Origin of the sequence: Vibrio alfacsensis (assembly GCF_019670485.1) — a bacterium.
GTDB lineage: Bacteria > Pseudomonadota > Gammaproteobacteria > Enterobacterales > Vibrionaceae > Vibrio > Vibrio alfacsensis.
In genome coordinates this window covers 375,433-396,642 of record NZ_AP024165.1, presented here as the reverse complement: position 1 = coordinate 396,642, position 21,210 = coordinate 375,433, and the positions used below count along the sequence as shown (strand labels likewise).

The 21,210-nt window shown below is 45.2% G+C and carries 21 protein-coding genes and 1 tRNA gene; 11 read left to right on the top strand and 11 right to left on the bottom strand.

The genetic code is table 11. The annotated features are described in order from the left end of the window. Positions 1-69 precede the first annotated feature (69 nt). Positions 70-1,326 (bottom strand): methyl-accepting chemotaxis protein, encoded by a 1,257-nt coding sequence (locus VA249_RS01905; protein WP_221068622.1) that lies wholly within the window; start codon positions 1,324-1,326, stop codon positions 70-72. A gap of 74 nt (positions 1,327-1,400) precedes the next feature. On the opposite strand from VA249_RS01905, the gene VA249_RS01900 reads away from it, so the two are divergent. After that, on the top strand, positions 1,401-2,174 hold the full coding sequence (locus VA249_RS01900; RefSeq protein ID WP_221068621.1) for a potassium channel family protein: 774 nt from the start codon (positions 1,401-1,403) through the stop codon (positions 2,172-2,174). A 34-nt stretch (positions 2,175-2,208) separates the two neighbouring features. Here the strand turns inward: VA249_RS01900 and VA249_RS01895 are convergent, their stop codons facing one another. Further along, positions 2,209-3,741 carry a CYTH and CHAD domain-containing protein gene (locus VA249_RS01895; RefSeq protein WP_128811703.1) on the bottom strand — a complete coding sequence of 511 codons (1,533 nt, stop codon included), beginning with the start codon at positions 3,739-3,741 and terminating at the stop codon, positions 2,209-2,211. Between the two features lie 206 nt (positions 3,742-3,947). Between VA249_RS01895 and VA249_RS01890 the strand changes: the two genes are divergently transcribed. From VA249_RS01890 to VA249_RS01880, 3 genes are all read left to right on the top strand, one after another. Further along, positions 3,948-4,628: a TIGR00153 family protein gene (locus VA249_RS01890; protein ID WP_164837221.1), complete on the top strand. Its 681-nt coding sequence runs from the start codon at positions 3,948-3,950 to the stop codon at positions 4,626-4,628. Positions 4,629-4,758: 130 nt separating this feature from the next. Then, the gene (locus tag VA249_RS01885; protein WP_128811705.1) at positions 4,759-6,018 is read left to right on the top strand and encodes an inorganic phosphate transporter; all 1,260 of its coding nucleotides are present in this window, start codon (positions 4,759-4,761) and stop codon (positions 6,016-6,018) included. A 195-nt stretch (positions 6,019-6,213) separates the two neighbouring features. Continuing rightward, positions 6,214-6,825, top strand: a complete 612-nt coding sequence (locus tag VA249_RS01880) for a TIGR04211 family SH3 domain-containing protein (protein ID WP_128811706.1) — start codon at positions 6,214-6,216, stop codon at positions 6,823-6,825. A 98-nt stretch (positions 6,826-6,923) separates the two neighbouring features. Here the strand turns inward: VA249_RS01880 and VA249_RS01875 are convergent, their stop codons facing one another. Continuing rightward, positions 6,924-7,670 (bottom strand): general secretion pathway protein GspB, encoded by a 747-nt coding sequence (locus tag VA249_RS01875; RefSeq protein ID WP_221068620.1) that lies wholly within the window; start codon positions 7,668-7,670, stop codon positions 6,924-6,926. Then, positions 7,670-9,334: an ExeA family protein gene (locus tag VA249_RS01870; RefSeq protein WP_221068619.1), complete on the bottom strand. Its 1,665-nt coding sequence runs from the start codon at positions 9,332-9,334 to the stop codon at positions 7,670-7,672. Before VA249_RS01870 ends, VA249_RS01875 begins: the two co-directional genes overlap by 1 nt. Before the next feature lie 136 nt (positions 9,335-9,470). On the opposite strand from VA249_RS01870, the gene VA249_RS01865 reads away from it, so the two are divergent. Beyond that, the gene (locus VA249_RS01865) at positions 9,471-10,712 is read left to right on the top strand and encodes a multifunctional CCA addition/repair protein (protein ID WP_221068618.1); all 1,242 of its coding nucleotides are present in this window, start codon (positions 9,471-9,473) and stop codon (positions 10,710-10,712) included. An 85-nt stretch (positions 10,713-10,797) separates the two neighbouring features. Here VA249_RS01865 and VA249_RS01860 read toward each other — a convergent pair whose 3' ends face one another. Genes VA249_RS01860 through folB form a run of 3 tightly spaced genes read right to left on the bottom strand, consistent with a single transcriptional unit; the run spans position 10,798 to position 12,455 of the window. Beyond that, on the bottom strand, positions 10,798-11,601 hold the full coding sequence (locus VA249_RS01860; RefSeq protein ID WP_211915440.1) for an undecaprenyl-diphosphate phosphatase: 804 nt from the start codon (positions 11,599-11,601) through the stop codon (positions 10,798-10,800). 15 nt (positions 11,602-11,616) lie between these two features. Next, positions 11,617-12,099, bottom strand: coding sequence for a 2-amino-4-hydroxy-6-hydroxymethyldihydropteridine diphosphokinase (gene folK / locus VA249_RS01855; RefSeq protein WP_221068617.1), 483 nt, complete (start codon positions 12,097-12,099; stop codon positions 11,617-11,619). Then, positions 12,096-12,455, bottom strand: a complete 360-nt coding sequence (folB, locus tag VA249_RS01850) for a bifunctional dihydroneopterin aldolase/7,8-dihydroneopterin epimerase (protein WP_221068616.1) — start codon at positions 12,453-12,455, stop codon at positions 12,096-12,098. Before folB ends, folK begins: the two co-directional genes overlap by 4 nt. A gap of 266 nt (positions 12,456-12,721) precedes the next feature. Between folB and plsY the strand changes: the two genes are divergently transcribed. Then, positions 12,722-13,333 (top strand): glycerol-3-phosphate 1-O-acyltransferase PlsY, encoded by a 612-nt coding sequence (gene plsY / locus VA249_RS01845; protein ID WP_128811710.1) that lies wholly within the window; start codon positions 12,722-12,724, stop codon positions 13,331-13,333. A gap of 32 nt (positions 13,334-13,365) precedes the next feature. Here plsY and VA249_RS01840 read toward each other — a convergent pair whose 3' ends face one another. Together VA249_RS01840 and tsaD are read right to left on the bottom strand one after the other, a co-directional pair. Continuing rightward, positions 13,366-14,184, bottom strand: coding sequence for an alpha/beta fold hydrolase (locus VA249_RS01840; RefSeq protein WP_221068615.1), 819 nt, complete (start codon positions 14,182-14,184; stop codon positions 13,366-13,368). Between the two features lie 119 nt (positions 14,185-14,303). Then, a complete protein-coding gene (gene tsaD / locus VA249_RS01835) occupies positions 14,304-15,320 on the bottom strand; it encodes a tRNA (adenosine(37)-N6)-threonylcarbamoyltransferase complex transferase subunit TsaD (protein WP_221069780.1) in 1,017 nt (338 codons plus the stop codon). Positions 15,321-15,550: 230 nt separating this feature from the next. Between tsaD and rpsU the strand changes: the two genes are divergently transcribed. The 5 genes from rpsU (at position 15,551) to VA249_RS01810 (ending at position 20,334) form a co-directional block, all read left to right on the top strand. Next, positions 15,551-15,766 (top strand): 30S ribosomal protein S21, encoded by a 216-nt coding sequence (gene rpsU, locus VA249_RS01830; RefSeq protein WP_001145625.1) that lies wholly within the window; start codon positions 15,551-15,553, stop codon positions 15,764-15,766. Positions 15,767-15,794: 28 nt separating this feature from the next. After that, positions 15,795-16,238, top strand: a complete 444-nt coding sequence (locus VA249_RS01825; protein WP_211915443.1) for a GatB/YqeY domain-containing protein — start codon at positions 15,795-15,797, stop codon at positions 16,236-16,238. A 147-nt stretch (positions 16,239-16,385) separates the two neighbouring features. Continuing rightward, positions 16,386-18,146, top strand: coding sequence for a DNA primase (gene dnaG / locus VA249_RS01820; RefSeq protein WP_221068614.1), 1,761 nt, complete (start codon positions 16,386-16,388; stop codon positions 18,144-18,146). Between the two features lie 99 nt (positions 18,147-18,245). Further along, a complete protein-coding gene (rpoD, locus tag VA249_RS01815) occupies positions 18,246-20,114 on the top strand; it encodes an RNA polymerase sigma factor RpoD (protein ID WP_211915445.1) in 1,869 nt (622 codons plus the stop codon). A gap of 144 nt (positions 20,115-20,258) precedes the next feature. Next, positions 20,259-20,334 (top strand) — tRNA-Ile (locus tag VA249_RS01810). A 203-nt stretch (positions 20,335-20,537) separates the two neighbouring features. On the opposite strand, the gene VA249_RS01805 is transcribed toward VA249_RS01810, so the two are convergent. Both VA249_RS01805 and VA249_RS01800 read right to left on the bottom strand, forming a co-directional pair. Beyond that, positions 20,538-20,738, bottom strand: a complete 201-nt coding sequence (locus tag VA249_RS01805) for a helix-turn-helix transcriptional regulator (protein ID WP_221068613.1) — start codon at positions 20,736-20,738, stop codon at positions 20,538-20,540. Between the two features lie 171 nt (positions 20,739-20,909). Then, the gene (locus tag VA249_RS01800; protein WP_221068612.1) at positions 20,910-21,209 is read right to left on the bottom strand and encodes a hypothetical protein; all 300 of its coding nucleotides are present in this window, start codon (positions 21,207-21,209) and stop codon (positions 20,910-20,912) included. Between the last annotated feature and the right edge of the window lies 1 nt (position 21,210).

The following is a 21,210-nucleotide window of genomic DNA, read 5'->3' as shown; positions in this document are numbered from 1 at the left end:
ATACCAGAGTTAAGGCAAATAAAAACGCCCACAAAATGTTTGCGGGCGTTTTATCAAAGCGAAGCGAGATTAAACTTGGAATGAGTTTATCTTCTTATCAAGTTCGCCAGCATTGTTTTGCATCATTTCTGCAGTTTCTAGCAGTTCAGTCATGACAACCACTGAGCCCTCAACCAGCTCTCGAACATTCGTCAGGTTTTGGCTCATCTCTTCTGCGACACTACTTTGCTGACCAGATGCCGTCGCAATCTGGAAGTTCATGTCGTTAATTTGGGTAACCTGACCGACAATACCATCTAGCTCAGTACCCGCATTGGACACAAGCTCTACGCCCTCTGCAGCTTCCACCACGCTTTTTTCCATGAGCTCAACGGCAGACTCTGCGCTATTTTGCAGCTGTGTAATCATCTCTTGAATTTCAATCGTTGCTTGTTGAGTGCGCTGAGCAAGATTACGAACTTCATCCGCAACAACCGCAAAACCACGCCCCGCTTCACCAGCACGCGCCGCTTCAATTGCCGCATTCAAAGCGAGCAAGTTGGTTTGTTCAGAGATGCCTTGAATAGTACCAACAACACTGCCGATGGCTTCAACGCGCTCTTCTACTTGATTGACGGCATTAGCAGAAGAACTAATGTCGGTAGAAAGCTCACTCATTTTAGACATGGTTTTTTGCAAGAACAGCTGCCCAGTCACCGCCTGCTTTGAGGCTTTTTCCGTGAGCGATGACGCCGTTTGAGCATGCTCTGCCACAGTTTGAACCGTAGAGGACATTTCACTCATGGCCGTCGCTAACTGATCGATTTCGTTGAACTCATCTTGCGCCGAGTCTTTGGTTTCTGACATGCTCATCGTCATGACTTCAGTGAGTGTTGCTAACTCATCAGATGCAGTGATCTGCAGCTGAATCACATCGTGCAGTTGGCGGCGTGTTATCTCTAGCTCACGAGCTACATCGCCATATTCATCTTTACAGTCCATATCAAAGGGCACTGAAAGGTTTTTACTAGCCATCAGCTTGATGGCCTCACTTAAATACTGCGTCTGACGTAGCATCACTCGTGCAGCAGCAAGCAATAATACAACAAAGACAATAATCAAGATCGCGGTCTGCCATGCGACTTGAGTCAAGTAAGCTTCATAGTGTTGTTGGGCAATTTGCTCATTGTGTGTGGCTGCTAATAATGAATCATGAAATGTATTTGCATCCCACAATTGCTTTGCCACGATTAAGACGGTACTGAACACCATCAGCATGACCATTTTAGGGATAAGTTTAATGTCGGATATCACTCTTTCCCACGGCTTAAATGTCAGCTTTTCCATTGTCAGTTCTCCACCGATTCTTTATATTTCTATAACTTATCGTTAAAAAGTTATTGTGTTATTTCGAGCTCCATATGGAAAGCAATCATATCAAAGACAGCACAAAACCTATGGGGTTACTATCGCTAATACTGTCATTTATGGCGCTATTTGTGATCTCTGGCCTATTGTTTTTTCCACTTAAACACGAAACCCGTCAAGTTCTTATCGGTCTAGACTTCATAATCTGTAGCATTTTTATTCTACAGCTCACGATAGATTTGATCCGAGCCACAGATCGAACTGCATATATTAAGCAACACTGGATCGATTTTGTGGCAAGCATCCCAATGATTGAACCTCTTCGCTATGCACGTCTCTTTCATATATTGCGTGTCATTCTTGTGCTGCGTTCGTCTAGGTTTCTTCTTTTTCAACTACGTCAAAACCGCAGAGAGACAACGCTCGCTTCGATATTATTATTGATGGTAGTGCTGATTACGCTGGGCTCAAGTGCCATGTTGTTCATTGAAGGTAATAACCCAGAATCGAACATTCAAACGGGCAGTGATGCGCTTTGGTGGGCCTTTGTCACGATATCAACCGTAGGGTACGGAGACCACTACCCAGTCACTGCGGCAGGAAAAGTACTCGCTGTACTCATTATCATTTGTGGTGTGGGGATATTCGGTATGATCTCTGGTTTGATCACCTCCTTACTGACAGCGCCAACACGTCAACAAGATCATCGTTCAAAAAACAAAGAGAAATTATTAGAACAAGTACTGGCACGACAAGGGCAGATCTTAGAGCGCCTGCAAAACATCGAAAATGAATTAAACCATCAGAAAAAAGACACAAAAAAATAGGGCTCAAGGCCCTATTCTATTTTTTATTTCATCTTTACTCTTGCCAATATGGCTCAACTTCAACGCCGATAGCGCGAGTCTGATCCATGGCATGTAAAATAGAACGCTCTTGACGCGTCAACCAACGCTCTAATTGCTCTTGCTCTTCGTCCTCAAGCATACCCACCATTGGCAATAGATGATTTAGCATTAAGAGATCATCGATACCATGCACCAAATCAGCCCATGGCAAACGGAAACTGTTGCGCTCTTCCGCATCGTACAAGCTCGCAAAACCGATGCCCGTATACAAGTTACGTAATAAACGATAACGCTGATCGATGTATTCTTGCGCAGACAACTGACGCTCTGCAGGAAATGCTTCCATTAGCTCTGCCCATGTTCGATCCAACTGCATAACGGAAAATGGTTGAATGTTACTGGTTATCTTCTCGCGGGCTTTATCGTCCAAAAACGGCTGCCAACCGCGGGTCAAAATCCAACGACTCAAGTCTAAGAGAAGTCCGGTGTAACGCGCAGAGCTCAACAATTCCAATACCTGTTCACGGCTTGGCAGTTCTTCAAGTTGCTGAGTAAGCTCTGATACAAGGAACTTACGCGCATCAAGCTTACGCAGTACGTTACCTTTATCATCCAACAACTCTTCTAAATGCGCGTGCTCATCGAGCCACTCTAGCTCTTCTTCAAGCCACTTCATTTCTTGGCGCAGAATCGCACTCGCTCGGCGTGGTACTATGCTGCCAAAGATAGTAAATGTCTGACGAATAAAACGAATGGCATTAACAATTTCACGCAACGCTTCAACACAATCACGTTCGGTGTAAATTTGCTCGTGGTAATGCCAATGTGCAAGAGCGTGCTCTAAAGAATTAATAAGGCAATATTCCACGGTGTCGTGCTTGGTACTGTCGACTAACGCCAGTGGCTTGACTTCATCACCCGCATAACCTGTTGCTAAACGATAACCTTTCGCCGCTTTACTCATATTGCCAAGGCGCATACCACCTGATTCACACAAACTGCGAGCAAGGGTAAATAGCGCATCCGTTTGGCCCGATTTTAGCTCTAACTCCACTTCGCAGATTGGCGTTTGTCTTTCTTCACCATCTTCACCTTGGGCAATAACCGCCCCTTGGTCAAAGGCTACTTCAATTTGACTGCCATCAGCCATACCAATTAACCACTGTTCACGTGTGAAGTTGGTCGAAAAAAGAGGCGTAAGTTCAGATTGCAGCGTGGCGATATCTTTACCTGCTGGCCAGATATCAGATGGGTGAAGTGTGAGCTCAGGATCATTATTAATGTGCTCAGCATTATATTCTGGTCTTTGATGAAGACCCGCAACAACACGCCCGGCTGTTTTTACTGTTTGAACAAATACATCATCAAAACGACGAATTCTTAAGCCAATATCGTGCTTGCGTAGCCAGTTATCAGCGGTATCAAAGTAAGTGTTACCCAAGTCTCGACAACTGTGCTGAAGTACTTTGGTTTCAGAAATTTTGTTTTTCAAAGTTTCTGAAAATTCTGGAGAAACAAAAAACTTCAGTTCTATCTCGGTTTCCATAGCCATACCTTTCAAAGCAGATAGAAACAGGATATTGCCTATTTTCCCCCTCGGCAAGAAAGAAATATCACCAGAATGATGATCTAAAACAGTTTTAAAGAGCCATTGAATGCGTTAACATGCGCGCCTTTATAGCCATCCGTTCAACATTTCGCCAAGAAATGGTGTATGTTTTTTTAAGGTTATAGCTATTAGGTTGAATGACCATGCCAGTAAATACAATTATGGGGTTATTTGCAAAGTCCCCTATTAAGCCTTTGCAACGCCACGTTGTGTGTGTCAACGAATGTTGTTCACACCTCGTTAAGTTCTTTGAAGTTTCTTCTAAGGGTGACTGGGAAAAAGCATCTGAAATCCGTGCTCAAATTTCTCACCTAGAGAAAGAAGCGGACGTGCTAAAACGTGAAATTCGTCTAAAACTGCCTCGCGGTTTGTTTATGCCTGTCGATCGTACAGACATGCTTGAGCTACTCACTCAACAGGACAAACTAGCGAACTTGGCAAAAGATATTGCTGGCCGTGTATATGGTCGCCAACTTGTCATTCCTGAGGCACTCCAACCAAACTTCCTCGCTTACGTTCAACGTTGTCTTGATGCGGCTAACCAAGCGCAAAAAGTAATCAACGAACTTGATGAATTACTAGAGACCGGCTTCAAAGGCCGTGAAGTAACGCTCGTTGCTGAAATGATTCATCAGTTGGACGCAATTGAAGATGACACCGATGCAATGCAGATTGAATTACGCCAACAATTAATGGCAATTGAATCTGACATGAACCCTATCGATGTCATGTTCTTGTACAAGATTCTTGAATGGGTAGGTGGTATTGCCGACCAAGCGCAGCGCGTAGGTGCTCGTTTGGAAGTCATGCTATCTCGATCTTAAAACATAAGTTAACGACATAACGAAGAGCACGATTAGCGCCTGTCACATGGACGATGACTATTTTCATCGTCTAATGGGTTAATGCGCGTCAAATTTTGCTCCGCTTGTTATAAAACAACTAGGTATTACGATGGATATCCTTGCGAACTACGGCACTGTCCTGATTATTGTTGCAGCGATTTTTGGTTTCATGATGGCAATTGGTATTGGCGCGAACGACGTAGCCAATGCGATGGGTACATCTGTAGGTTCAAAAGCGCTAACCGTAAAACAAGCGATCATCATTGCGATGATCTTCGAATTTGCGGGTGCATATCTTGCTGGTGGTGAAGTAACCGACACTATCCGTAAAGGTGTTATCGAAACATCTCTATTTGCTAGCCAACCTGACGTTCTTGTCTACGGTATGATGTCAGCGCTTCTTGCAGCTGGTACGTGGCTACTTCTTGCTTCTTACATGGGTTGGCCAGTATCGACTACTCACTCAATCATCGGTGCGATCATCGGTTTTGCGTGTGTGTCTGTAGGTACTGAAGCTGTCGACTGGAGCAGTGTTCAAGGGATTGTTGGTAGCTGGATCATTACTCCGGTTATCTCTGGCTTCTTCGCTTACGTCATCTTTGTCAGCGCGCAGCGTCTGATCTTTGATACAGAGAACCCACTATTCAACGCAAAACGTTTTGTACCGGTTTACATGTTCATCACGACTATGGTGATTGCACTAGTAACGATCAAAAAAGGCCTAAAACACGTTGGTCTTCACCTAACGAACGGTGAAGCATGGGTATGGGCAAGTGTCGTTTCAGCAGCAGTTATGATTGGTGGTTACTTCTACATTCAGAAGAAATTCGCAAACCGTGAAGAAGACCGTGGCTTTGCTGGCGTAGAAGGTATCTTCAGCGTACTTATGGTTATCACTGCGTGTGCGATGGCATTTGCTCACGGTTCAAACGACGTAGCTAACGCGATCGGTCCACTGTCTGCTGTTGTTTCAACGGTTGAACACATGGGTGAAGTGACCGCGAAGAGCACAATCGCATGGTGGATCCTTCCTCTAGGCGGCTTTGGTATCGTCGTTGGTCTTGCAACGCTTGGTCATAAAGTAATGGCAACCGTTGGTACAGGTATCACTGAACTAACACCAAGCCGTGGTTTTGCCGCTCAGTTAGCAACAGCATGTACTGTAGTTCTAGCGTCTGGTACTGGTCTACCTATCTCTACAACTCAAACTCTTGTTGGTGCGGTTCTAGGTGTAGGTTTTGCTCGCGGTATCGCAGCACTTAACCTAGGCGTGGTTCGTAACATCGTGGCATCATGGATCGTTACGTTACCAGCAGGCGCACTATTGGCGGTTGTATTCTTCTACGGCATCCAAGCAGCGTTCTCGTAAGAGCATGTTGGCACTGACGCTCTGAGTCAATACAATGTAAGCGCTTTGTCATTATTGACTCAAACGCACAGAAAGGGAGGCTTCGCCTCCCTTCTTTGTTGCACCAACGTTTGAAACTGCATACTATTCGTCTATTTCCGGCTCCAATCATACGGTGCCTAAGCTGTATCCAAGAAAATCGTTAAGGGATTTATTGTGAAAAAACTATTCATCACGGTTTTGTTTACGTTGCTAGCAGCGCCAGCGGCACTAGCGGCAGACCGTTATATTTCTGATGACCTATTCACTTTTATGCACTCTGGTCCAAACAACACTTACCGTATCATTGGTAGTGTTAACGCAGGCTCTAAAGTACAACTTCTGCAAACCAACAAAGACACAGGTTACACGCAAGTTCGTGACGCTCGTGGCCGTACTGGTTGGGTTCAAAACAAGTTCGTGACCAAGCAAGAGAGCATGGCAATCCGTTTGCCGCGTATCGAAAAAGAGCTAACCGAAGTCAAAGCTCAACTGGCGAATGCTCGTCAAAACTCAGACACGGAAAAAGCAGGTTTAGTGACGTCTTTAGAGACTCGTAATCAGCAGATTTCAGATCTCGAGAAGAAGTATTCAGAAATCAGTGAACAACTGACTTCAGTAGAGACAGAAAACCGCGAACTTCGCGCGAAGCTAGACACGCAAAAAGACGACATGTTGCTTAAGTACTTCACTTACGGTGGCGGTGTTGCCGGTCTTGGTCTGCTATTCGGTTTGCTTCTTCCTCACGTGGTTCCTCGTAGAAAGAAATCGCCAGCAGGTTGGGCATAATCGTCTCAAGCTCGATTCTAATAAAAAGCTAAATTACATGAAAAAGCCAGTCGACTATCGACTGGCTTTTTGTTTTCAGAAGAGAATACGACTCGCAACTACCCTTTCCACTCGTACAACGCTGGAATACGAATTTGCTGGCCTTGGAATTCGACAATGACGGCTTGCGGCTGAATTTCTTTTAGCGTGATTTGCCCATCCACGACGTCACCTTGGTAATACTCGGTATTATTGATTTTCACCCAACGTCGTTTTACATCACTTGAGTACATGTGAGTTTGTAAGTTAAGTGCCGGCAATCGACCATGCCATTCCTGCGCGTCTCGCTCTAAATCATCCATTTTTGTCAATTGACGTTCAGGTGTTTGAGCTGAGTTCGTCAATGCATTTTCAACTTTTAACGCTAAGTCTGGAGACAAAGAAGACAAGTCGAGCTCATCGAGAGATAACCCTAAATCATCTTGGCTTTGCATCGTTGGACTCGCTTTCTTCACTTGTCCATCCGATGCAAACTGCTCGATTTCATCTTGCACTGACTCATTACTCGTGTACGTTTCACCGGCAAAGCTATCCATATCTAATGGAGAGTCAACCGTTGGCCATTCACGCGATAATTGGACAAGCTGTGTCGCCTCTGGGTAACTTAATACTTCGAATATAGGTTTAATCGCAGAGAGGGCATTGTTTACATTGTTTGCTTTGTTAAGTTCGATTTTTTGAGTCGCGTTGTTTTCCACAACTGCGGTCGGAGTTTCTAAAGCAAACAACTCCAGATACCAAGCGGCACCAACTGCGGTTATCGTCACAGGCAATAAGAAGAGCCCAACATGTTTGATGACTGACATTACGCCTGCTCCTCTGTAATTTCTTTTAACTCTGGTGCGTCAGGTTGGACGCCTTGCTGTAATAGCTCCAAAGTTCGTTGACCAGCAATGCCATCCACACGAATACCCTGCCAACGCTGAAACAGTTCGACACGCTCACGAAGCGCTGCATCGAATTTTTCAGTTCCAATCGCAGGCTCATTAACAGCCTGCGCTAAGAGTTGATCAAGGACCGCCACGGCAGGGCCCTCCATATCTAAACGAAGCGTCTCTTTGAGTGGAGCTTGCCACAGCTCAAGAATATTGCCTTGCCACAGAGGTTTTAACCAGGAAATCGGTAAACGTAAGCGCTCGCTGCCATTAAGGACCTCGACTTTGCCGTCACCAATCGCGAACAAAATCACATAGCCAACTCGACCTTGGTAATTGAGCTCCAACACCACAGGGCGATTTTGCTGCACCAATTGCGGCCAGGTTGCCATTTTACGCTGACAGCGCATCGTCGATTGGGGCTCCGACAAGCATAAGTTGTCGCGCACTGATGCACGATAACCCCAAAGCTGATAAAGCTCATTAATCGCGAGACTCGATTGGTTTTGTTCCAACAATAAATCACGCTGTTCGTTCGTTAGCTGCTCATTAGCTAGCTGGTCGTAAAAGAGCGGCTCACTCATGGAATGCTCATTCACGCTTGGCAAACTCGCCTGAAGCTCTGTTTGCGCGGAATTGAGCGACTGGGCACTCAATGTTGGCTTAAACGTCAGTTGCTGCGTCACTCCCCATCCAATGCCAAGAGCGGCTAAGACACCAATAGCGGCTGAGCCCCAGACAGGCCATTCAAACGTCTGATTCGGCTTATCCTGTTGATAGATCTCCGCTTGGAACTGCATCACTTCTTCACAAGCCTGAGTGACCGTCTGCTTATCCACCGTTAGATTACCTTTGTAGTAACTCAGGTTAAGCGACTTATCGCAGATCAGGTTAATCAAACGAGGGATGCCATGGCTGTATTTGGCAATGAGCTTGGTCGAACTCCGATCAAACAGTTGCTGATCGCCACCAGCGGTATGCAAACGAAAGGCGATGTAATCCGCAGTTTCTTTCTCATCAAGAGGTAGAAGGTGATAGCGCCCCGTAATACGCTGTGCGAGCTGACGAAGCTGAGTCGTTTGCAGCAATCTTTGCAGTTCTGGCTGACCAACCAATAACACCTTAAGTAGCTTTCTAGTGTCCGTCTCTAAATTGGTTAACAGTCGTAATTGCTCAAGCACATCAGCGGCTAAATGCTGGGCTTCATCGATCACCAATAGGGTTTGCCAACCCAACTTGTGATTATCGAGTAAGTACCCATGGATCGCCTGATTAAGTTGCTTCAAGGTCGCATCTTGTGGGTAAGCCACACGGAACTCATCACAAATCGCTTCGAGTAAATCGCGGCTAGAAAATGTCGGATTAAGGATTAACCCAGCCTTAGTATTTTCATTTAGATTCGCCAACATCGCTTTTGCGACCGTGGTTTTACCTGTACCCACTTCGCCCGTTAGCATGGCAAAACCACCGCCATCACCTAACCCCGCCTGAAGATGCGTAATTGCTTCTTTATGGCGCTGACTTAAATACAAATAACGCGAGTTTGGAACAATCGAAAATGGCAGTTCAACAAACCCGAAAAAGTCCTTATACATTAGGATCTCCAGTAAAAAAACAACGCATAACATCAAAACTGGGCAAAGTAGGCTAGCATCTGATCTTAGGAGTAAAGAAAAGTATCATTGCTTGCTACAATGTCCAACGTCATATCGATAAATTCAGAGGTAATTCGTGCAAGTTTATTTAGTTGGTGGCGCCGTTCGAGATCATTTGCTCGGAATCCGTAGTTATGACCAAGACTGGGTCGTGGTGGGTTCAACCCCGGAGATCATGCTCAGCCAAGGTTATACCGCCGTTGGCAAAGACTTCCCCGTATTCCTTCATCCAAAAACAAAAGAAGAACACGCCCTAGCACGCACTGAAAGAAAATCGGGGGCCGGTTACACGGGATTCGAATGTTTCTTTGATCAAAGTGTCACACTTGAAGACGACTTGATTCGACGCGATCTGACCATCAATGCCATGGCAATGGATAACGAGGGTAAACTCTATGATCCTTATGGCGGCCAAAAAGATCTGCAAGCAAAAGTACTTCGTCATGTTTCAGCGGCATTTATCGAAGATCCATTGCGCGTACTCCGGGTGGCTCGTTTTGCTGCAAAACTGGCACACCTCGATTTTCGCGTCGCAGAAGAAACCATGCAACTGATGCGCGATATGGTTCAAAACGGAGAATTAAGCACACTAACACCAGAACGAGTGTGGCAAGAGTGGCACAAATCACTTTCAACCTCTCGTCCAGACGTATTCTTATCCGTTTTAAAAGAGTGTGGCGCGTTAGCCATTGTTCTTCCAGAAATTGATGCGCTATTTGGTGTTCCTCAACCAGAGAAGTGGCACCCAGAAATCGATACCGGAATACACTCCTTAATGGTCGCTGAGCAAGCGGCCAAACTGAGTGATTCCTTACCCGTTAGGTTTGCGGCACAAGTGCATGATTTAGGGAAAGGCGTGACACCAGAAAGTGAATGGCCAAGCCACAAAATGCACTGCCATACTGGATTAAAACTGATCAAAAGATTGTGCGATCGCGTTCGAGTTCCCAATGAGTTCCGAGATTTAGCCTTAATGGTATGTGAACAGCATTCTAATATTCATCGTGCTGAGGAGCTAAAGCCACAAACTGTCATCAAGATCCTCAATAAATTTGACGTGTGGCGCAAGCCCGAACGTTTGCAAGATATTCTAATTTGCTGCCAAGCCGACCATGCTGGGCGCAAAGGATTAGAAGACCAACCTTATCCGCAAGCCGACTTGTTTATGCGAGCTTACCAAGCAGCAGCATCCGTTGATGTTCAAGCGATCATCAAAGATGGCTTCAAAGGGCCTGCTATTCGTGATGAACAAGAAAAACGTCGCATTGAGGCGGTTTGCATCGCGAGAAATAAACCCGACGCCAATACGAACAAGTAACCAAAAAAATGCCCACTCAACTGAGTGGGCATTTTGAATTTATCTGACGTTCTTGGTAGAGCGGTGTTCTTCATCGAGCGGCTAGTTACGCACTCAATAAAATGGCAAATAAACCAAAACCTAGAATTAGACGGTAAATAACGAATGGCGTCATGCCCATGCGTGAAATCATCTTCAAGAAGAAGTGGATACAGATGTACGCACTGATGAATGACGTGACAATGCCTGTCAATAAGAAACCAACGTGCACAGGTTCACCACTCGTCACAAGTTTCATCCCTAAATAACCACCCGCTAGCGTGATGATCGGAATAGACATTAAAAATGAGAATCGAGCGGCAGCTTCACGAGTAAAGCCAAGGTAAAGCGCAGCGGTAATGGTTGCGCCAGAGCGAGATGTACCAGGGATCATCGCTAGAGCCTGCGCAATACCAATGAACAGGGCTTTTTTCCAACCAGTTTGATACTCATCAGCAATGAGTTTCGCGTTCTTATCTACCCACCAAAGTAGCAAGCCAAAAATGATAGTGGTGGTTGCAATGACGTAAGCACTACGCAGGTAAACCTCGATGATGTCTTTCATCAATAGGCCAAACACACACGCAGGGATTGTCGCGATCACAATCATCCATGCAAGCTTAGATTCTTTACTGCGCTCGCCTTTAAAGATCGAACCAAATAGTGCGCGAAACAGGGTGATCACTTCTTGACGGAAGTAAATCACCACCGCCATTAACGTCCCCACGTGAACTGCAACGTCAAATGCCAAGCCTTGATCTTCCCAACCAAAAATCGCCGAAGGCAAGATCAAATGTGCTGAACTAGAGATCGGTAAAAACTCTGTAAGCCCCTGAATAAGAGCCAAAATAAAGGCTTCAAAATAACTCATGTAAATAGCTCAAAATTAAAAAGAAAAAGAAACGGGTTTGAGTGAGTCGACAGGCTGCATCGCTAGCCAAACCTCTGCAATTGTTCGTCCATCACCCGGAATAACCAAATGAGGTTCAAGATCATACAGAGGCTTTGTGACAAAAGGATATTTATAAATATCACTGCGAGGTAGCTCAGGTTTTTGTTGCGAAATACACTCACCAAACAAAACGATATCGAGATCTAACGTACGATCTTGATACTTTTGTGCATCTTCTTCTCGTCCCCATTTGTATTCAATTTCACGTAGACGTTCGCTGAGATCGTCAAGTGATAAATGCGTAGAGAAGCCGATAACAAAATTATAAAAACAAGAACTGCTGAACCCGATAGGCTCACATTCATATATCGGCGATACGCAAAGATCAGAGCCTAATTGCTGTAACTCTTGGTAAGCTATCTTCGCATGTCGCTCTCTATCAATGTTCGTACCTACTCCGATATAGGCTTTTATCATGCTTGGCCTCGTTCAATCACGACACCAACGGCGCGAGCTTGAGGAACCGCCCCCGGTTTCGCTAAGCGAATTTTCACCCAAGGCACAGAAAAGCGTTGCATGATCAGCTCTGCAACTTCTTCTGCCACGCGTTCTACCAACAAAAAGCGACCATTCTCGATGTGATTCAATACCGCGTCACTCACTTGTGAGTAATCCAAAGCATCTTGAACATCATCACTCTTGCCCGCAGGCTTATTGTCATGCGCCATTTCGATATCTAAAACTAACTTTTGTTTGATCTGCTGTTCCCAATCGTAAACACCGATTGTCGTGATCACTTCAAGTTGTTCAATAAAGACTTTATCCAGAGCCATCTTGTGTCCTTCTGTTTCAGAGGTCGGATACCCATTTAGGGCAATTTGATCGTAAAATTCTATACCCGAGCCACCTCTGTGACCGACAGCCAATTAGCAAGAACGAAAAAGTCGCTTGGGTATAGAAGCGGTGAAGCCCCTTTATATACAAGAAAATTCATAATGCAAGTTCAATCACAGAGAGTGATTTTGATCACCGCGAAATCGCGCTATGATAGCAACTACTCTGGAACTGAGCATTAATTTCCAATCCATCAAGGACCTCTATGGACGCACTGGCTCTCATAATGACAATGGCCGCATACTTGCTGGGCTCGATCTCCAGCGCGGTATTGATTTGTCGTTTGTTAAAACTGCCAGACCCTCGTGACGTCGGCTCTCATAATCCTGGAGCCACCAATGTTCTACGAATCGGAGGCAAAGGTGCTGCTGCATCTGTGCTGCTGTGCGATATGCTCAAAGGCACCATCCCTGTTTGGGGAGGCTATTTCTTAGGTATCGACCCAATTATTCTTGGGGTCATCGCCATAGCGGCTTGTTTAGGTCACATGTACCCTATCTTCTTCCACTTTAAAGGTGGGAAAGGTGTCGCGACCGCATTGGGCGCAATTGCACCTATCGGATTAGACCTGACTGGTCTGGTGATGATCACATGGCTCTTAGTGGCCGTATTGTTCCGCTACTCTTCACTTGCCGCTTTAGTGACAGTGCTGGTCACGCCTTTCTATGCTTGGATGTTTAAGCCGCAATACACCTTACCTGTTGCCATGCTGTGCTGTTTAATTGTCTTTAAACACCACCAAAACATTCGACGACTACTTTCTGGTGAAGAACCCAAGATCGGTGAGAAAAAACTGGCAGAAAAAAACTCGGCATAATACCGAGTTTTAGTTTAGGGTTGATTCATTCCCTACTGTGCGTGCACGCTATTTAAGAAATCCATCAGCATCTGATTCACAAATTCTGATTGTTCAAGTGAGCTAATGTGTCCTGCTTGTGGGATCTCCACCAGCTTGCTGCCCGTAATACAATCACTCATCAAGTAAGACTCAAACACTGGACGCGGTTTGTCTTCTCGACCAACGGCAATCAAGGTTGGTAAAGTAAACATTTCAGAATCTTCAATCACATCACGACGACCAAATACCATGCGACCCATTCGAGCTACTTCAACCGCTCGCTCGCCATGTAATGATTCAAGGCTCTGTTTAAATGATGCAACAAGTTCGGGATTAATTTGTTCAGCATTGTTAGCAAAGAACAATGGCGTTACCGCTTCCACAATCGATGTAGGCACAGACTGAAGTTCAGCGATGGTATCAAGCATTGTGAAGTATTTCTTGTGTGCCACTTCCGGCTCTAAACCGATAAAAGTATCCATCAATACCAAGGACTTCACTCGCTGTGGCGCTTGAGAAGTTAACTCAGCTCCCCACATACCACCAACCGATAAACCAACAATAGAGAATTGCTCGATTTCTAGGTGGTCCATCAATGCCAACATGTGCTGAGCATAATCCACCAACGAACGCATAGACCTCGGTGCGTTATCGGACTCACCATGCGCCCAAAGGTCTGGCACAATACAGCGATATGATTGACTCAATACTTCGATTTGTGGCGCCCACATTTGGCTATCCCAAAGATAACTGTGGCCAAACAGTAATACTGGCCCCTTACCCTTATCTAAGTATGCGAGTGACTGACCTTCAATTTCAAATTTGTTCATGCTTATTTCCATGTGTCGGTTTGAATGCATCCATCATTTAAACGATGTCCAAAGAGACCATAAACAAAAGGTCTCTGCATTGAGAGACCTTTCAAATTAACGAATCATTTTAATCAAGACTACGCAATCGGCTTGAGTTGATCAATTGGCCAACGCGGACGTGCTTCTACAGCCATGTCTGACACTTCGCCATTCTTCAGGCGTTGCATACCAGCGTACGCAATCATTGCACCATTATCTGTACAGAACTCAGTACGTGGGTAGTAAACTTCGCCGCCAACTTTCTTCGCTAACTTCTCAAGTTCCGCTCGCAAGCGACGGTTTGCACTCACACCACCCGCAATAACGATGCGTTTCATGCCGGTTTGCTCAAGTGCTCGCTTACATTTAATCGCAAGTGTTGCACATACCGCATCTTCGAATGCGTAAGCGATATCTGCACGGGTCTGTTCATCATCACCGTTGGCTGCAATCGTGTTCGCTGTAAAGGTTTTTAGACCAGAAAAGCTCATGTCCAAACCCGGCACATTCGTCATCGGACGCGGGAACTTAAAGCGACCTGGCGTACCTTTTTCTGCCAATTTAGACAGTAATGGACCACCTGGGTAATCCAAGCCCATCAGCTTAGCGGTTTTATCAAATGCTTCACCCGCGGCGTCATCAATTGACTCACCAAGGATCTTATACTCACCAATGCCTTTTACTTCAACCATCATAGAGTGGCCGCCTGACACCAATACCGCCACAAATGGGAACGGTGGAGGGTTATCTTCGAGCATAGGTGCTAACAAATGACCTTCCATATGGTGAACAGGTACGGCTGGCACTCCCCACGCGTAAGCAATACTGCGACCAATCGTTGCTCCAACCAATAACGCACCAACTAAACCTGGACCTGCCGTGTACGCCACTCCGTCAATATCTTTCGGCGTTAAGTTTGCTTCTTTCAACGCTTCTTTAATAAGAGGTATGGTCTTCTTAACATGGTCACGTGAAGCCAACTCAGGCACAACACCACCGTAGTCTGCGTGAAGCTTAATTTGGCTGTATAATTGGTGTGACAACAAGCCTTTTTCATCATCATAGATTGCGATGCCTGTCTCGTCACAAGAGGTTTCAATACCGATAATGCGCATGGTTTTCTCAGTATGCTTTCTGTCTAGAGGAAATTTGGGCGTCATATTACCCTGCCTTTCCCTTTCAAACAAATTTTGTACAGACAATAAACGATAAAAGGCTTTACAAAGCTGTTGTGATCGGATTAAAATTCCGCACCATTTTTGATCAAGCTGGTAAGTGATCAAACAATTGTGATTTGGTCCATTGAACGCCAGCGTTAACGAATAACCCCTGAGGTGAAAGGCATATGCCAGTAGTTAAAGTACGTGAAAACGAACCGTTCGACGTTGCACTACGTCGTTTCAAGCGCTCTTGCGAAAAAGCAGGTATCCTTTCTGAAGTGCGTCGTCGTGAGCACTACGAAAAACCAACTACAGTTCGCAAACGCGCTAAAGCAGCAGCTCAAAAGCGTCACGCTAAGAAGCTAGCTCGCGAAAACGCTCGTCGCGTTCGCCTGTACTAATAACTGAGCTCCCGAAAGGAATTTAGTTATGGCTCTGATTGATCAACTCAAAGAAGAGCAAAAATTAGCGATGAAAGCCAAGGACAAATTGCGCCTTGGCACTATTCGTTTAGCCCTGTCAGCAATTAAACAACGTGAAGTTGACGAACAGATCACTCTGTCCGATGACGACATTATTGCTGTGTTGACTAAAATGGTTAAACAACGTCGCGATTCTGTTACGCAATATGAAGCGGCTGGTCGTCAAGATCTTGCTGATGTGGAACAAGCAGAAATTACCGTTCTTGAGGACTTTATGCCTCAACCACTGACAGATGAAGAAGTGGCTTCTCTTATCGAGAAAGCAATTGTTGAATCTGGTGCAGCTGGCATGCAAGACATGGGCAAAGTAATGGGCGTTCTGAAACCACAAATTCAAGGGCGTACAGATATGGGTAAAGTGAGCGGTTTAGTTCGCGCTAAATTGGCTTAACATCCCACCCAATTGCAGCAAGCCGTGCTATCCTTTGGAACGCACGGCTTGTTTGTATCTGGATAACTGATTTGATACGCACCCCTTGTGCGATTGCTTTATTCACTTATCTACCTATCTCATTCGTTTCTTTTTTTGTTAGGTTTTATGGCTGGACACATCCCTCGCAGTTTTATTGATGATCTCCTAGCTCGGCTTGATATTGTCGACATCATCGACGCACGCGTGAAACTTAAGAAAAAAGGCAAAAACTACGGTGCTTGCTGCCCTTTCCACAATGAAAAGACTCCTTCTTTCAGCGTCAGCCAAGAGAAGCAGTTCTATCACTGTTTTGGATGTGGTGTGCACGGCAATGCCATCGACTTCGTTATGGAGTTCGAACGACTCGATTTTGTCGAAGCCATAGAAGAGTTAGCTTCCTACCTCGGGCTAGATGTGCCGCGAGAACAGCGAAGCGGTGGTGGACAATCCCAATCAGGCCCACAAGCAAGCAGCAGCGAAAAGCGCAGCCTTTACGATCTCATGGGCAGTATTGGGCAGTTTTATCGTAACCAACTCAAACAGCCGGCAAGTAAAGTCGCGATTGAATACCTTAAAAACCGCGGCCTATCCGGTGAGATAGTTCAAAAGTTTGGTATTGGCTATGTTGCTGATGAGTGGGATTTAGTTCGTAAGAACTTCGGCCAACAAAAAGACAATCAAGACATGCTGGTAACCGGTGGCATGTTGATTGAAAACGAAAAAGGTAACCGCTACGACCGCTTCCGTGGTCGTATTATGTTCCCTATTCGAGATCGCCGTGGGCGTGTAATTGGCTTTGGTGGTCGGGTACTTGGCGATGGCACACCTAAATACCTCAACTCACCAGAAACGCCTATATTTCATAAAGGTAAAGAGCTTTACGGCCTGTATGAAGTATTGCAAGCATACCGTGAACCGCCACGAATTTTAGTGGTTGAAGGTTATATGGATGTTGTGGCGCTGGCCCAGTATGGCGTAGATTACTCTGTTGCTTCACTCGGAACATCCACCACGGGCGATCACATTCAGATGTTGTTCCGTCAGACCAATACTGTAGTGTGTTGTTACGATGGTGACCGTGCTGGTAAAGAAGCGGCATGGCGTGCATTGGAAAATGCGCTTCAGTACCTAAAAACGGGTAATACGTTGAAGTTCTTATTCCTACCAGATGGTGAGGACCCTGACAGCTACGTACGTAAATATGGTAAAGCGGCACTTGAGCAGCAAATAGAGCACGCGACGCCACTATCAAGTTACTTGTTTGACAACCTCATTGAACTTCACCAAATTAATTTAGGGAATCATGAGGGTAAATCAGCACTCAGGGCCTACGCCAGTGCCTTGATCGACAAAATTCCTGACCCATACTTTCAAGAGTTACTTGAAAAACTTTTGGATGAGCGTACGGGGTTTGACAACAACTTACGTCAGGCTCGTAGAAAAAATACGGATACTCGACCTCAGCCGCATAAAGAGATCAAACGAACGCCAATGCGTGAGGTTATCGCTCTACTTATCCAAAATCCGAGCTATGCTCAAATGGTACCGGATCTCTCAAGCGTAAAAGAGTTATCCATACCAGGTTTAAGTTTATTTGTTGATGTACTTGATAAATGTCAATCGCATCCCCATATCAACACAGGCCAATTATTAGAGCATTGGCGCAACAGCCAAAATGAGACACTTCTGTCTCGTCTTGCGAGCTGGGATATCCCCCTCGATGAAGACAATCAAGAAGAAGTATTTTTTGACTCACTGGACAAAATCATTGCCCAGTGCGTAGAAAGACAAATTGAAAACCTGCAGGCCAAAGCAAGAAGTGTCGGTTTATCAACCGAAGAAAAAAGGGAGCTTCAAGATTTAATCATGAGAGACTTGAAAGCGTAACCCTGATTAATTAGTCAGCAACAATTTAATTTGTTATAGTAAGTGGTTTGCATTTCGCATACTGATTCCTTCACCAGATTACGAAGTTGGATACCGTCTATGGATCAAAATCCGCAGTCACAGCTAAAGTCACTTGTTATTAAAGGCAAGGAACAAGGCTATCTGACCTACGCCGAAGTAAATGACCACCTACCTGCTGAAATCGTAGATTCAGAACAGGTAGAAGACATCATTCAAATGATCAACGACATGGGTATCAAGGTAGTAGAAACTGCCCCAGATGCTGATGATCTTGCTCTGAACGATGACACAAACATTACCGATGAAGATGCAGCTGAAGCTGCAGCAGCAGCACTTTCTAGCGTAGAAAGTGAAATTGGTCGTACAACAGACCCAGTACGTATGTACATGCGTGAAATGGGCACTGTTGAGCTGCTGACTCGCGAAGGCGAAATCGACATCGCAAAACGCATTGAAGAAGGTATTAACCAAGTTCAATCGTCTGTTGCTGAATACCCAGGCACTATCCCTTACATTCTTGAGCAGTTCGACAAAGTTCAAGCTGAAGAGCTACGCCTTACAGACCTGATCTCTGGATTCGTTGATCCTGATGCAGAAGATACTGCTGCACCTACGGCAACGCACATCGGTTCTGAATTGTCTGAAACTGATCTTGAAGATGAAGACGAAGAAGACGTTGAAGATGATGATGAAGACAGCGATGACGATTCAGAATCGGAAACAGAAGAAGACGTAGGTATTGATCCTGAGCTAGCGCTTGAGAAATTCAACCAGCTACGTAGCACTTACCAAAACCTTCAGCTTGCGATCAACGAGCACGGCTACGAAAGCCCGAAAGCAACCGTTGCTAACGAGCTAATGCTAGACGTATTTAAAGAGTTCCGTCTAACGCCAAAACAGTTCGATCACCTAGTGAATGAATTGCGTACAGCAATGGATCGTGTTCGCACACAAGAACGTTTAATCATGAAAGCTGCGGTTGAATACGGCAAAATGCCGAAGAAATCATTCATCGCACTGTTCACTGGTAATGAATCAAATGATGCTTGGTTAGATGAAGTGCTTGCTTCAGACAAACCATACGCAGAAAAGATCAAACGCAGTGAAGAAGAGATTCGTCGTTCAATCATGAAACTAAAAATGATTGAAGAAGAGACATCTCTGACTGTACAAAGCATTAAAGATATCAGCCGTCGCATGTCTATCGGTGAAGCGAAAGCTCGTCGTGCGAAGAAAGAGATGGTTGAAGCGAACTTACGTCTAGTAATTTCTATCGCGAAGAAATACACCAACCGTGGTCTACAATTCTTGGATCTTATCCAGGAAGGTAACATCGGTCTGATGAAAGCGGTAGATAAGTTCGAATACCGTCGTGGTTACAAGTTCTCGACTTACGCAACGTGGTGGATCCGTCAGGCTATCACTCGTTCTATCGCAGACCAAGCACGTACGATTCGTATTCCGGTACACATGATCGAAACGATCAACAAGCTAAACCGTATCTCTCGTCAAATGCTACAAGAGATGGGTCGTGAACCGTTACCGGAAGAACTGGCAGAGCGTATGCAAATGCCAGAAGACAAGATTCGTAAAGTTCTGAAAATCGCTAAAGAGCCTATCTCTATGGAGACACCTATCGGTGACGACGAAGATTCGCATCTAGGTGATTTCATCGAAGATACAACGCTAGAACTGCCGTTAGATTCTGCAACAGCGACAAGCCTGAAAATGGCGACAAAAGATGTCCTTGCAGGCCTAACGCCACGTGAAGCGAAAGTACTTCGTATGCGCTTTGGTATCGACATGAACACTGACCACACTCTAGAAGAGGTGGGTAAGCAGTTCGACGTTACTCGTGAACGTATCCGTCAGATCGAAGCAAAAGCTCTACGTAAGCTTCGTCACCCAAGCCGTTCAGAAACACTGCGCAGCTTCTTAGACGAATAATCCAAGCGATTAGAATCAAAAAAGGTGACCCTAGGTCACCTTTTTTATTATTGACGATACTAAGTGAATAAAAACTAAGCGCAATTGCCCTATCTAGTGTCTAGACACCTTGCAACGCTTCCCCTATAATCGTTCACCTATTAAGGCCCCTTAGCTCAGTGGTTAGAGCAGTCGACTCATAATCGATTGGTCCCCAGTTCAAGTCTGGGAGGGGCCACCAAATTCCATAAGGCCTGAGAGCGTTTTCGCTGTCAGGCTTTTTTCGTTTTTAGCCCTCTGGACTACCTATGGACTACCGTGGAACTACTTTAGCGCTTTAAATCATTGTTCTAGCATGTGCTTTTAAAGTGTAGCAGACGGGCCCAAGATCAAAAAAACACCTAACGACAAATGCCATTAGGTGTTTCACATGTTCGACTTCAATTACATTAAGCCATTCTGGTTGAGGTAGACTTTAAGTTCATCAACGGGATAACACACTTTTCCCTCAAGCCTGACAAATTGAGGACCTTTACCATCCGTTGCCCAATTGGCCAATGTCCCGGGCGACACTTTCAGCAATTTTGCCACTTCTTTTCGTGTCAAATATAACTGGCTATCTAAAATACTGAGTGCTGGACACATACATTGTTCTCACTTTTTGGCTTATATCATTTATGCAATACCCTAGCGAAACGCCATTTTTGAATGATAATCTACGTACAACTTTGCGATCGCGCTCGAACGAATAGCAAATCAGAACGGTATTTGCCCCTTTACTTTCCTATTTTATTTTTGGCTGATTTCACGATTCGCTTATTCCCATAATTTGGGTCTTGGCACGCCCCCTTTTAGGTTTGCCATTTCAAAAAACAATTTCAAGATGGCAAACTTTTCTTTGCGAACCTGTGCACTCTCATGCTTCGTACGCTCCCAATAGCCACTAATTTGTCGTCGCCCTACTCGTTCTAACTGCTCGGCCACATAAGGCTCATGTTTGAAAATATCATCCAATATCATCAGCAAGCGCTTGACTTGTTTTTTACGGTAAGGGATACCGCGCTTGTGGTAAGGAGCCATGATCGTTAGGACTTGTTTTTTGGTGTGTGCGTTCACT